Annotated in this window: 13 protein-coding genes; 1 reads left to right on the forward strand and 12 read right to left on the reverse strand. The window is 56.6% G+C overall.

The features are described 5' to 3' along the window. Positions 1-14: 14 nt before the first annotated feature. The 12 genes from DWB63_RS14645 to argJ all read right to left on the reverse strand — a co-directional run bounded on the left by DWB63_RS14645 (position 15) and on the right by argJ (position 12,687). Complete coding sequence (locus DWB63_RS14645; protein ID WP_128329603.1) at positions 15-1,397, reverse strand: cobyrinate a,c-diamide synthase; 1,383 nt, start codon at positions 1,395-1,397, stop codon at positions 15-17. Positions 1,398-1,427: 30 nt separating this feature from the next. Further along, positions 1,428-2,165 carry a tetratricopeptide repeat protein gene (locus DWB63_RS14650; protein WP_128329604.1) on the reverse strand — a complete coding sequence of 246 codons (738 nt, stop codon included), beginning with the start codon at positions 2,163-2,165 and terminating at the stop codon, positions 1,428-1,430. A gap of 201 nt (positions 2,166-2,366) precedes the next feature. Then, on the reverse strand, positions 2,367-4,952 hold the full coding sequence (locus DWB63_RS14655; RefSeq protein WP_128329605.1) for an EAL domain-containing protein: 2,586 nt from the start codon (positions 4,950-4,952) through the stop codon (positions 2,367-2,369). Then, positions 4,949-6,199, reverse strand: coding sequence for an ABC transporter substrate-binding protein (locus tag DWB63_RS14660; RefSeq protein ID WP_241648874.1), 1,251 nt, complete (start codon positions 6,197-6,199; stop codon positions 4,949-4,951). Before DWB63_RS14660 ends, DWB63_RS14655 begins: the two co-directional genes overlap by 4 nt. A gap of 335 nt (positions 6,200-6,534) precedes the next feature. Continuing rightward, positions 6,535-7,014, reverse strand: a complete 480-nt coding sequence (locus DWB63_RS14665; RefSeq protein WP_128329606.1) for a metallophosphoesterase family protein — start codon at positions 7,012-7,014, stop codon at positions 6,535-6,537. A 20-nt stretch (positions 7,015-7,034) separates the two neighbouring features. Beyond that, a complete protein-coding gene (locus DWB63_RS14670; RefSeq protein ID WP_241648875.1) occupies positions 7,035-7,853 on the reverse strand; it encodes a VacJ family lipoprotein in 819 nt (272 codons plus the stop codon). After that, on the reverse strand, positions 7,850-8,443 hold the full coding sequence (locus tag DWB63_RS14675) for an ABC transporter substrate-binding protein (RefSeq protein WP_241648876.1): 594 nt from the start codon (positions 8,441-8,443) through the stop codon (positions 7,850-7,852). The genes DWB63_RS14670 and DWB63_RS14675 overlap by 4 nt, the downstream gene beginning before the upstream one ends. A 66-nt stretch (positions 8,444-8,509) precedes the next feature. Continuing rightward, positions 8,510-8,956, reverse strand: coding sequence for an outer membrane lipid asymmetry maintenance protein MlaD (gene mlaD, locus DWB63_RS14680; protein ID WP_128329608.1), 447 nt, complete (start codon positions 8,954-8,956; stop codon positions 8,510-8,512). Beyond that, positions 8,950-9,804, reverse strand: a complete 855-nt coding sequence (locus tag DWB63_RS14685; RefSeq protein ID WP_128329609.1) for an ATP-binding cassette domain-containing protein — start codon at positions 9,802-9,804, stop codon at positions 8,950-8,952. The genes mlaD and DWB63_RS14685 overlap by 7 nt, the downstream gene beginning before the upstream one ends. A gap of 9 nt (positions 9,805-9,813) precedes the next feature. Then, positions 9,814-10,599, reverse strand: a complete 786-nt coding sequence (locus DWB63_RS14690) for an ABC transporter permease (protein ID WP_128329638.1) — start codon at positions 10,597-10,599, stop codon at positions 9,814-9,816. A gap of 200 nt (positions 10,600-10,799) precedes the next feature. Then, on the reverse strand, positions 10,800-11,408 hold the full coding sequence (locus tag DWB63_RS14695; RefSeq protein ID WP_128329610.1) for an HD domain-containing protein: 609 nt from the start codon (positions 11,406-11,408) through the stop codon (positions 10,800-10,802). Between the two features lie 97 nt (positions 11,409-11,505). After that, positions 11,506-12,687, reverse strand: coding sequence for a bifunctional glutamate N-acetyltransferase/amino-acid acetyltransferase ArgJ (gene argJ, locus DWB63_RS14700; protein WP_128329611.1), 1,182 nt, complete (start codon positions 12,685-12,687; stop codon positions 11,506-11,508). Between the two features lie 114 nt (positions 12,688-12,801). On the opposite strand from argJ, the gene DWB63_RS14705 reads away from it, so the two are divergent. Beyond that, positions 12,802-13,536 (forward strand): sulfite exporter TauE/SafE family protein, encoded by a 735-nt coding sequence (locus DWB63_RS14705; RefSeq protein ID WP_128329612.1) that lies wholly within the window; start codon positions 12,802-12,804, stop codon positions 13,534-13,536. Positions 13,537-13,579: the final 43 nt, after the last annotated feature.

Here is a 13,579-nt window from a genome sequence, read left to right on the forward strand (position 1 = left end):
CCACCGAAGGCACCCTAGGCGTCCATACCGGCCATGCAGGCCCGGACAAAGGATTGGGCCATCTCCGGACGGCTGCCGAAATGGAGATGAACATAGGAACCGAGGACATTGCCCATCTGGAACCCTTCCTGCGCGTCGATGCGCCCCTTGCGCCCGGTCATGGCATACACTGACTGAAGCCCTTCATTATCCTTGATGGACGAGTAGTGAAATTCGTGCCCACGCGCCATGATTCCGGCAGGACCGAGAACCGTGTCCGCCTGGGTGGTGATTTCACGGTACCCCAACGCTCTGAATTTATCGGACATCTCAGCCCGGATCGGAAAGGCCCCGGCCATGGCGTACCGACCGCGCCCGGTAATGATGTCGTTCATGAGAAACATGAACCCGCCGCATTCGGCATAAACAGGGCGGCCGGATTCGCAGAATTCCTTGATTTCCCGCCGCAAACGGGTGTTCTGCCCCAATTCGAAGGCATAGAGTTCCGGGTAGCCGCCTCCCAGGTACAGACCATCCAGATGCTCCGGCAGATGGGTGTCCGCGAGGGGCGAAAATTCAACCAATTTGGCCCCGGCCCCCCGAAGAAGACGGAGATTTTCCTCATAGTAAAAACAAAAGGCATTGTCCCTGGCCAGCCCGATGGTCACCCTGGACAGTTTCGGCACCGGTTCGAAAAGGGGTACCGCCTCGATCTCAGGCAGTGTTTCAAGCAAATGATCCGGGTCCAATCCGGTCTCCACCCAATCAGCCAGCCTTTGGTATCGAGCCATATCCGGTCCTTCCCGGTCGGGGGTGACCAGGCCGAGATGACGGGAAGGCGTGACTATTTCCTCATCGCGACCGAGGCAGCCGAGCACGGGAACATCCGGGACCAGGGTCATGGCCTCCCGGAGAAGCTCCGCATGAGACGGGCTGCCCACTCGATTGAATATGACCCCGGCGATGTTCACCTGGGGATCGAAATCAGCATATCCGGCCACCAATGCGGCTGCCGATCGGGCCATGGACCGTGCGTCCACCACAAGGATGACAGGCAATCCCAGGATCTTGGCCATCTGTCCCGTGGAACCGTGGTCCTCGGTACCGGAGATGCCGTCGAACAACCCCATGACCCCTTCGATCACGGCCACGTCGCACCCGGCGGCATACCGGTTGAAGATGTCCAGGTTGGTGACTTCGTCGAGCATCCAGCCGTCCAGATTGTGACTCGGCACAGGCTTGCCGTCTACGGCGCAGGCCAGGGAATGATGGCCGGGGTCGATGAAATCAGGACCGCACTTGAAGGGTTGCACCTTCATGCCCCTGCGTGCAAGGGAAGCCATCAATCCAAGAGAGATGGAGGTCTTGCCGCACCCACTGTGCGTTCCTGCCATGACGATAGCTTTGACCTTGCTCATGCGGATCTCCGTGATGCGATCCCGTTATTCCTATACCAGGCCCTTTTTCGTCAGATACTCCATCATCTTCTTGCCTTCGGGATGGGACGGAGCCAGTTGCAGGCATCGGGTCACCGCCTCGGCGCATTTGGCCCAATCCTGACGTTCATACTGGGCGCGGGCCAAGTTGTACCAGAGATTCTCGTCATTCGCGGACAACTCCAGAGCGCGTCGGTAGTAGTCCACGGCCTGACCGATCAGGTTGTTCTTGCGCAGGGCGATACCGTACTCGTTGAACAGGTGCTTGTGATCGTCCTCAAATACGGAATCTATCCTGATAATCCTGTCAAATACACTCTTGGCCTTTTCCTCTTCGCCCCGCGCAAGAAGGCACAGGCCAATGCCGAAGTTGGCCCGCACATTCTGCTCGTCGAGGTTCAGCGCATTGGCGTACTCATACTCGGCAGTAAAATTTTCACCCCGTTTGCGGAACTTGTCACCGCGAGCAACAGACTTCTGCACCTTGCGCAGGTTGCCTATCACTTCACTGTACAACTGCGGCATGGGCAAATAGTCCGACAGCAATTCGTCCTTGGTGATGGTTTCCACCGGGCCGAACGGAACATGCTTATTATTCAGCCCCTGGAGCTCGATCACCCCGTTCTCCACCTCCCTGACATAGTACAGGGCGGTTTGTTTGGCACGCCGCGCCGTGGTGCCGGTGCCGATCTTGGCCATGCGTTCGATGGAAAATACGCTTTCAATCAGTCCGTTCTCATTCGTCGTCATAGTGAATTCTCTTTCGTTGAAATGTCCGGCACCGCCATCAACGGCATCTCCTGTTCAATGATACACGGGATTGATCCGGATAGGAAGTCCGTTGAATATCTGACGATGCCGAATCCGGCGTCCGGCGCAGAACAAAATGTTCCCGAAGCATGTCGGTACCAGATAGCCGCAAAAAATTGAGACTGCCCCTTGAGAGCGCCCCTAATCCTCTGGGAAAAGCCTCCTTTGAGCCTTCAGGAGGTTGTCCACATCTTCAACGGACATAGGCTTGTAGAAGAAGTATCCCTGCACAAACAAACACCCTTCCCGCTCCAGGAAACCGAGTTGTCCGGCGGTCTCCACGCCCTCGGCAACAATCTTCAACCCCATGGATTCGCCCAGGGAAAAGACCGTGCGAACGATGGCCTGACTGTCCTTGTTCTCTTCCACGTCTATGATAAAGCTTCGGTCCACCTTGACCACGTCGATGGGGAACCTTTGCAGGTAGGACAGGGAGGAATACCCCGTACCGAAATCGTCGATGCAGATATGCACACCAATATCCTTAAGCTGCTGCAAGACTTCTTCGGCCAGGGCCGGATTGTTCATGAGAGCGGATTCAGTGATTTCGATATTGAGGGATTCTGACCCCAAACCGGAATCTTCAAGGGCGCGCTTTACCTGACCGGCCAGCATGGACTGCCCGAAATGCTTGCCGGAAATATTGACGTTGATGGTCAACTCGCTGCCGCACTTGACCCCGGCCAAGGCTTGCCAGCGTTTGACCTGAGCGCACGCCTCCTCCAGCACCATGTTGTCGATGGCGTAGACCAGGCCCGTGTCTTCGGCCAGGGGGATGAAATCCCCGGGACCGATGATGCCGTGCTCAGGATGCCGCCAACGGACCAGGGCCTCAAATCCGCAGACCTGCCGGGTGTCCAGAGCGACAATGGGCTGATAAATCACCTCGAACTCACGCAGATCCACGGCCCGACGCAGGTCGGTCTCCAGTTCCATCAACTGGAGTGCCTGGTCGTGCATCTTGCGGTTGAACACCTTGAAACGGGACTTGCCCAATTCCTTGGCCCGGTACATGGCCGTATCAGCATCCCGCAGCAGGGCCTCGGGCCGATCGTAGCCGTCGGTCTTGAGTACGATACCCAGGCTTGCGGAGGTAAAGACCTCGTTACCGCCGATGGAAAAAGGCTGCCGAACGCCCTCCAGGATACGCCGGGCAATGGCAATTGCGTCCTTGGGCGCGGATATCTCTTCCTGCAAGATGGCGAATTCGTCGCCGCCGAACCGGGCAATGGTGTCAACGGAGCGGCCGCACTTCTCAAGCACGCGGGCCACGCCCCGAAGCAGTTCATCGCCAGCGTCATGCCCTAATGAATCATTGACCACCTTGAAACGATCCAAATCCATATAGAGAACCGCAAACATGTGCTTGCGACGCCGGGAACGCTCCATGGCCATGCGCAGATGGTCCAGAAACAGGGCACGGTTCGGCAGGCCGGTGAGCGGATCATGAAAGGCCTGTCTCTTCAGCTGATCTTCGGCCTTTTTGCGCATGGTGATGTCTTCAATGGACCCCTCGAAACAAACCAGGTTGCCATTCTTGTCAAGAATCTTGCGGGCGTTTTCGGAAATCCAGATAATTCGACCGTCGCGCTTGCGCACCTTGGACACGAAATTCTTTATCTCGCTACGGTTCTCGATAAGCTCAAGAAACTCTCTGCGGCGATCGGGGTCCACGTACATCTGCGTGCCTATATCGTAGATGGAACTCATCAGGTCTTCAGGCGACTTGTATCCGAGAATACGGGCCAGGGCCGGATTGGTATCCTGAAAACGACCGCTTGGGGAAGACTGATAGATGCCTTCCACGGCGTTCTCGAAGATAGTCCGATATTTGTTCTCCGCCTTGCGCAGGGCGTCACCAATGACCTTTCTCTCGGCAATCTCTATCTTGAGCTGGGTGTTGGTCCGCATCAGCTCGCTGGTCCGTTCCTCCACCTTCTGCTTGAGGGCGTCACGTGCCTCCTTGAGTTCATGGGTCTTCTTGCGGACCCGATCCTCAAGGTTGCTCACCAACTCGGATATCTGGCCGGTCATCGCCTCCATGGCCTTGGCCAACTGCCCCACTTCGTCGTTGGAGTCGATCTCCGGCACCTTGCCGAAATCCTTGACTGCCACACGACCGGCATACTCCGTCAACTGCCTGAGCGGTTTCGAAATATTCACTATGAACAGAAACGTGAGCAGCAGGCAGACACCGAACAAAATCAGCATGACCAATTGCTGCTCGACCATGGCCTCCCTGATATTGTGATCTATTACTGCGGAATCCATGCCGATGTGGACATCCCCGGCCAGCCCGGACAGGATGGGGCTGGTCACGTGCAGAAATCGTTGCCCGTCCAGATGCAGGTCCCGCATGAGGTGCTCAGTCCGGGTTTTGTTCCGGGACATCTCGCCGACCATGTCCAATATTTCCTGGGGCACGACCGGGACAAAGGTGTGGGCCAGAAGCTTGCCGTTTTCATCGGCCACCAACACATAGGAAACCGCCGCAATGCCCAGGTACTGATCGATACGCGCCTGCAACGCCCCAGTATCCTGGCTGAGGATGGTGGAAATGTCCGACTCGGCAACGCTACGGGCCAAAGCCAGGGCCTTGGATTCATACTCGCGGGTCATCTCCCGGCGCAGCCGGTTGCCAAAGGTCAGGGATGTGACCACGGCGATCAGACCAAACACGACAATCATGAAAAGCATCGGTTTGAGGAAAAGCTTGGGGGCTTTCATTTCCTCCACCTCTCCCAGTTGGGGATGGACCGGAAACTGCCATCCCTGACAGTGGTCAGGTACACACTGTCAAGCCCCTGGTGCCGTTCGGGACTGAAATGGACTTTGACCCCGATGCCCAGATCCAGATCCCGAAGGGATTCCAGGACAATCGGAATACGCTCACGGGTCGGATTATCGGACATGCGCTTGACCATCTCACCCAGCAGGATGCCGTTGAGAAACCCTTCAAAGCTGACAAAACTGAACCGGCGTGGAGCACGGCCTTCGATAGAAGGTACGGCTTCCCCCTCATACGCATCCATGACTTTCCGGTAGAGGCGCACCCCGGGGAGACTGGTATCCTCATAACTCGGAACCACTTGGGAATGAATCAGGTCTTTGGTATAATCCTTCCCGACCCGTTTGCTTTCAATTTTGAGCAGTTCCAACATCTTGTCACTGTCCGAAAAGGACAACCCGGCTATGGGCACATCGCAGCCCGCGTTGCGGGCATCCCGTATGAAGGCGGCCTGGGAGGCATAGGTTCCGACCACGACAATAGCGTCGGGATCGGTTTCTTTCAGACATGCGACCTCGACGCTGAGATCCTGTTCGAATTTCATGCCCCGGTGATAGGCGGCCTCACCAGTAAAACTCAGACCGTGACTGCTCAGCGCCCTGCGGACTCCGTCCCAACCGGTCCGGCCATAGGCATCGGACTGATAAAAGATCGCAATCCGGCTGCGTCCGATGGACACCAGATAATCCACCAACTCTTTGGTCTCGTCAAAGTAGGACGCTCGCAAGTTGAACACGTATCGACCGAACGGTTCCGTTCGCAAGGGCTGCGCCCCGGTGAAAGGGAAGAGCATGTATACGTGCTGGTCTTCAAATTTCTGGAGCAGGGGAAGCACGCTCGTGGTCGTCGGAGTTCCCACATAGGAAGCCAGAGCAAACACCTTGTCTTTTATGATAAAATTAACGGTATTCTGAAAACAGGGAGCCGGATTATACCCGTCATTGGCCGGTTTCACGTTGATGGTCCACCCGTCCGCCCCTCCGGCTGCATTGAAATGATCGATGTAGGCCATGAGGCCTCGATAGAACTCGATGCCCAACTCACTGTTGGCCCCGGTAAAGGCTGCCGACATGCCGAAAACAAGCACACGCTCGCTCTCGGCCCGCGCCGGGCCGCTCTCGAAAACCAAGACGGCGGACAACACGAGGAAGGCCGCAGTTCGCACTATTGTTCTGAGTATTCCCACGGCTGATTCATGACATTCCTGAACAAAAAGTGCAACTGCCTCAACGAATACCACAGGAGGAAAACCCTAAGAAAAAAAAGGGGGACCGGTCCGAAAAACAGCCTGCACCTGACGCGCTTCCTGCCCTTTTCAACGGCACGAGATGCCCCCCTCGCATGGGACGAAGCCGCACTGACTTTTCACCACGCCCCGAACATATCGAATCCGGGGAGGAATGCGAGATATCCACGGCACACGCCGACGAGGAACCTCGTCATGATGGGAGGAGGGAAGGGACAGCGACCGGATAGGGTGCCGCAGGAGAATTAACACAACAGAAAATACGGGACGGATGCCTAGACCGCGTCTACGAACTCGCAACGAAGGGAACCGTCGCCGTCCACCTGGACCAAGGCCAGCGAACCGGATTCACCCAAGGAGCCGGGGTTCAGAAGCTGCACGCCTTCGACCATCGACCAGTCCCTTGCATGAGTATGGCCGTAGCAGACCAAATCGTAATCCGGGCCAAATGCCTGGGCGACCTTGACCGCCACTTGGGAGCGCGGCCCCCAGCCATGGGCAACCCCGAGACGCACGGGGCCGAGCTGAACTGAAATCATGGGGTCGAGCTGGTCCGCTAGATTCGGATCCCAATCGCAATTGCCGCGCACGCAAAGGAAGTTGTCGTGCTGCATGAAATAGGACCAGGTTGCAAAAGAGGTGATATCGCCACAATGAACAAGGACATCGGCCGGACCGAGCCACTGACCATAGACCGTTTCAAGCCATGAGGACGGCGTCCCCATATGCGTATCCGATATGACGGCAATCTGCATCGAAAGGAAGAATGAAGACGCTACTCTGCGACTTTCTTTGCTCTGAAACGGATATAGGCGTCGCGGACTGCGGCGTACTTGTCCACGGCCCCATCGGTCAACGCTTCGTATTCGTTGGTCTGAAGTTGGAGGGAAAGATTGTTCAGATTGTCGTAAGTTCTGATGGCTGCAAATTCCAGGAAGGTAAAACGCCCGTAGGTAAGCGGGTCACAATACATGTCCGCCACCCAGCCCACGGATTCACGGATGGAACTGGGACCTATGATCGGCCAGACCAGATAGACACCATGTCCGAAGCCCGCCTTGCCCAGCGTCTGCCCAAAACCGTCCGCAGTGGGTCTTTCCGGCTCCCAGTTGCGGGGCATGCCGCCGGTCACGTCACCCAAGCCGAGCACGCCGAATGAAGTGTTGGCGATGAACTTGGAGGTCTCCATGTAGGCCGCATCGAACTTGCCGGTCAGCACATTATTGATGAAACGGACCGGGAACAGCATGTTGGTGAAAAAGTTGCTCACCCAGGTACGCGGCTTGGGCGGGACCACCCAAGCGTATCCCGTAGCCACGGGCTTGAACAAATTGAAATAAAGCGCATCGTTGATCTCGAACCAGAATTCGTTCCAGTAATAGAGAGGATCGGACACAAGTTCCTGATCCTTGTAACCTGAATCGAACTCGGCAAAATCATCCTCATCGTTGATGTCACCAGGAGAGAACTGGGCAACCATGACTGGTTCGTCTGCCCCTTCAGCCGCAAAAGAAAGCTCCGCGACTCCCAACAGGAGCGCGATAGTCAACAGAATTGCCATCAAGCGACAGTCGATCATTTTACCTTGTTTCACGATTCAGACTCATCCTCTTTCTGCTGGGCCTGGTCGATCTGTTCGATCCTATCCTGGATCACTTTCAGCAGATCTTCACCGGTTCCCTGGTTCAACACCTCGGAAAACTGACTCCGATAATTCATCACCAGGCTCACGCCTTCGGCAACTATATCGTATATCATCCATTTTCCCTGAACGATTTTCAAACGAAACTCAACAATTATTTTTTTATCCTTGTCGATGATCTCCGTCTGAACCTTGGCCTTGTCTCCGGAAACTATCTCGTTCGTGTATTCCACATTCTGACCGCCATAGGCGGGAATGCGCTTGAGATACGACTTTTCCAGCAATTTCATAAAAGCTTCCTGCACCTGTAAGCGCAGGGCGTCCGACATGTCGAGCCACGGCTTGCCGACCGCATACTTTGTCACCAGTCCGAAATCGATATATTGCTCAGCGATGCCCCGCAGCCGGGTAATGGCCGCATCGTGCTGCTCCTGATCCTGCATGATGGGGTCGGACAGCATGTCTATGAGTTGGCTCACGCCTTCCTTGACCCGCTCCGAGGGCGTCTGCCCCGCCTGAGCCGCAAAACAGCATGTTGCCATCAGACAGATGGAAAACAATGACAACAACAACTTCTTGTAAAGAAACATATTCCCTCTACCCTTTACCTAAACTGCGCCAAAGGCGAACTTGCTGATCATGTCTTCCAAATCAATGGCCGGCTGGGTATCGAACAGGGTGTCGCCCGGCTTGACAGGGTCGCCGACTCCTCCGGGAGCAATCTTCACATACTTGTCGCCGATCAGGCCGTTGGTCTTAATGGCTGCAATTGCGTCGTCCGTCAACTCCACTTCTTTGGCAATCATCAAGCTGACCGAAGCCACGCTCTTTTTCTGATCAAGTGCAATCTCGCCGACAAAGCCTATTTCCACCCCGTACATCTGCACCGGAGCATTGACCTTGAGGCCGGAAATATCCGTAAAATCTGCCTTGATCATGTAATATTTATCCGAAAAAAGCTGTACGTTGCCCAGCTTGACACTCATGTAAACCACGGCCAACAAGCCCATGATCACAAATATTCCTACAGCCGTTTCTTTTTTCATTTTCAACATCGGTCGTCCTTTCGGATCGTTGTTTTTTCACCAAGTGCGCTGGTGCAGTCGATCTTCATCATACCCGGGTCAAGCGGCGGCATGGTCAACCTCGGGGCGTTCCGCTCCTCGGCAACCCGGTCCAGGAACCTGCGCAGGTACGGGTCCTGCGTTGTCTCCAGTTCCTCGATACTCCCCTGATACAGGCATTTCCGTTCGCCAAGGATGACGACATGGTCAGCAAGGGCGCGCATACTGGCCAGATCATGGGTGACCACCACCATGGTCATATCGAAATGGCACATCATTTCCAACAGAAGTTGATCCAACTCGGCAGACAGAACCGGGTCGAGACCGGAGGTGGGTTCATCGCAAAACAGGACCTGCGGGTCCATGACCAGGGCACGGGCCAATCCGGCCCGCTTGCGCATCCCCCCGGACAGCTCGTTGGGGTAGAGTTCCAGGGCATGACCAAGACCGACCATGTCCAACCGATCCTGCACGATTTTCAGAATCTGCCCTTCCCCGAGCCGGGTATGTTCACGCAAGGGCAGGGCGATATTGTCCTTGAGCCGAAGCGATCCGAGCAGGGCTCCGTCCTGGAAGAGCACACCTGTGCGCTGCCTGACGCAGCGGGTCTTCCTGGTCGAAAGGTTGCACAGGTCGTGCTCACCCAGAAAAATTCTGCCGCTCATGGGAGCGTGCAGCCCGAGGATGTGCTTGAGCACAGTTGACTTGCCGCAGCCAGAGCCGCCCACGATCATGGACAGCTTCCCGCCAGGAAATTCGATATTCAGATCACTAACCACAGGTGTAGTGCCGTACCCCACGGTCAACTTTTCCAATCGTATGCCAGGTGCCCTGCTCACATGCTCTCCCTACCACAAAAGCGACGTCAGGATATAGTCCGCCGCCAGGATGATCACGCAGGATTTGACCACCGCATTGGTGGTGGACTGACTGACCCCTTCCGGGCCGGCATGACCGGACCTGGTGTGGGTGTAGTACCCCTCGTAACAACAGATGACGCAGACCAGCAACCCGAAGACGATGGATTTGATGAAACCGCCCTCGATATCGTCCCAATCCAGCGACCCCTGTACGCGGGACCAGTACACACCCGCGTTGGCCCCCAACAGCTTCACGCCGGTCAACCAGCCTCCCCACAGGGCGATCAGATCGAAAAAGGCGGTGAGCAGGGGAAAACTGATCAGGCTGGCCGCCACCTTCGGAGCCACCAGATAACGCATGGGATTGATATCCATGATGGTCAAGGCGTCGATCTGCTCGGAAATGCGCATGACGCCGATCTCTGCGGTCATGGCCGAACCGGCCCGCCCGGTAAGCATGATGGCGGTCAGCACAGGCCCCAACTCGCGGACCATGGACAGGGCCACGCCGGTACCCAGAAAGCCGTCGGCCCCGAACACGGACAAGGCGAAATAAAGCTGCATACCCATGACCATGCCGGTGAACAGGCCTATCAGGGCTATGACGGACACAGACTGGACGCCGATAAAATATATCTGGCGGACAATGCGGGGGAACTGTCCCAAACCGGCAAAAATCAGGCGCAGGGAATCCATCAGGAAGAGAGAAAGACTCCCGACTTCGTCAACTATTTCCCGGCAGATCCTGCATGGAAAAAAAACGGGTAAAACCATCCCGTGCGTTTTTTCTGTCATATGAAACTCCACACTGTCTTGCCCAACAAGTGTTGCCTGATCGCCACAGTTTACTGTCTGTGCCTCTCGCCACACTGTATCCCAATTCTGACTCTTTACATAATAAACAATTAAACGGCAAGACTGTGAAAATAATTGTCATTAAATCGGGAAATACTCCTGATCACAAAATAAAAACGCTACTTGCTCTTGCCGTTCTTGCGTATCCACCAATCACGATCGGCTCCGAGGAACCACCAATCCTTGTGGTCAGTTTTCGCTATGGTTTCAGCCAATTGCCGTCCCCATTCCGTGCGCACCCGCTGGAGGGCGATCTCCAGCCACTCCCCGGCATACTTGTTCCCCAGGTCGAACTCCTCCTTCAAATTGAGAATGAAGTCCAACTGGTCCGCGTCCTGGGCCAACCTGGCCTCCAGGGTCGCGGTCACCTCCAGCTCCTCCCAGTACCCGAGTATCTCCTCCCCGAGCCCGGTCCCCTCGCAAGCGTGCTCAAGGGCCCTGGTCCGCTCGGATTTGTTGTAGATCCGGTTCACATAATTGAAATCCGAGGTCCGCGATTCGTGCAGATCGTGGAACAGGCACATATAGGTGGTTCTGGCCACGTCCGCATCGGCCATGAGCGCCAGGACATGCCCGATCACTGCCGTACGAAAGGAGTGTTCGGCCACGTTCTCGGATCCGCTGCCAAGAAACTGATACCCCGTTCTCGGAGTTTTGCGCAACATGCCACATTCATTGAAAAAATCCACCAACCTGGTGAGTCTGTCGCGCCCTTCCGTATCTGCCATCAAACCGCCTCCGATATGCCGGGGCCCACACACAGCACATTTATGTATACACTGCCGTGGGTTAACAAATAGTTATTGGATTGCACCGTGGACTCCGCTAGGAGCGGTAGTCCGCATTAATGGCCACGTACTCCTTGGTCAGGTCGGAGGCCAGGAGCATGGAACTGCCCGGACCGTCGCCGATGTCGATGTGAATGACGATGTCCCGTTCGCTCATGATGGGCTTCAGCAGGCTGTCCATGTTGCCCGACTCGGGGGTGCCGTTGCGAAAGACCAGCACGCCGCCGATCTTGAGGACCAGATCCTCGGCCTTGAAATCCGCGCCCGAATAGCCTGCCGCACAGATGATCCGCCCCCAGTTGGGGTCCGAACCGAAAAGCGCGGTCTTGACCAGGGGCGAATTGCCCACAGCACGGGCCACCTTTTCCGCGTCCGCATCGGTCTTCGCGCCCGACACCTCTATGAAAGCCACCTTGGTGCCGCCCTCGGCATCCATGACGATCTTGTAGGCCAGTTCCTCGAGCACGACGAGCAGATGCTTGCGCAAGAGGATGTAATCATCCTCGCTTTCAACGGCCACGCCGGACATGCCGTTGGCCAGGGCCAGCACACAGTCGTTGGTGGACATGTCACCGTCCACGGTGACCCTGTTGATGGTCAGATTGACGCAATCCGCCAGCATGACCTGCCACGCCTCTGCCGATATATCCGCGTCGCAGACGATGAAGGAGAGCATGGTGGCCATTTTCGGGGAGATCATGCCCGCCCCCTTGCACATGCCGAGCAGACGGATCTCTCCGCCTTTGAGTTCGAAAGAGGCTTCGGCCATCTTGTTCACGGAGTCCGTGGTCATTATGGCCCTTGACGTGTCTTCAGGGGTGGCCTTGCCCAGGCTTTCACCCAGAGCAGGCATGACCGCCGCCCACTTGGTCATGTCGAACTGCGCGCCGATGACCCCGGTCGAAGCGGGCAGCAGCTCGTCAGCGGGTACGCCCAGTACCTTGGCGGCCAGATTCAGGGTCTCGCGACAATTGGCGCGCCCCGCATCGCCGGTACAGGCGTTGGCCTGACCGGAGTTGGCCAGGAAGCCGGACATCTTCCGTCCGTCGGCCAGCATTTCCTTGCACTGAAGGATCGGTGCAGCCTGAAACTTGTTGGTGGTAAACACGCCTGCGGCCACGGCCGGGGTCGCGCTGACAATGGCACCCAGGTCGAGCTTGCCGGGCTTCTTGAACGAAGCCGAGGCAGCGGCGAATGCGTATCCTTTGGGTATATTCATGACGTTCTCCAAACGGTCTTTTTGACAAATCGTTCACAGCCATACCTCAGAGTCGGGTCGCTGAAAAGCAGGAATTAATTGCGATCGAGGCACGCCGGGTGTAGGACCGGATCAATGGAACCGCTCACCCTCGCGCTCATTTTCGGCACCTTCTTTTTCGCGGCATTCCTCAAGGGAACCGCCGGACTCGGATTCGCCACCACCTGTCTCGGCATCATGGCCGCCTATCTGGACATGCGCCTGGCCATCCCCCTGGTCGTGGTTCCCTCGCTCCTGTCCAACGGACTGGTCATGTTCGAAGCGGGCGGTTTCATCCGCATCTTCCGCCGGTTCTGGGTGATGTACGCAGCCGCCATACCCGGCCTGATCCTCGGCCTGTGGATTCTCGGGGACGGGGCCACCACCCTGCCCAGAATGGTCCTCGGCGCAAGCATGTTCCTCTACGGCGGATGGGGACTTTGGGGCGGCTCCCTCCGGCTGACACAAAGTCCGGCGCTCGACACGGCCATGGGCCTGCTGACCGGCACGGTCAACGGACTGACCGGGTCGCAGATCATGCCTATCATGCCCTATCTCATGTCCCTCGACATCACCAAGGACGAACTGGTTCAGGCCATCAACACCTCCTTCACCCTGGCCTCTCTGGTCATGCTGGCCGGCCTTGGCAGGCTGGGTCTGCTCTCCACCGAAATCCTGATCGTCTCCGCCGTGGGCATCGTGCCCGTGGGCCTGGGCATCTTCATCGGCAGCCGGGTACGCAAGAAGCTGCCCGAAGCCGTTTTCCGCAAAATAGTGCTCGGCATGATCAGCCTGCTCGGACTGGTTCTGCTCCTCAAATCCTGCCTGTAAGCGCTTGCCATCTCCCACCGGAAAAGGCATATCGTGGGGACAA

The sequence above is a fragment of the Pseudodesulfovibrio sp. S3 genome (genome assembly GCF_004025585.1).
GTDB lineage: Bacteria > Desulfobacterota > Desulfovibrionia > Desulfovibrionales > Desulfovibrionaceae > Pseudodesulfovibrio.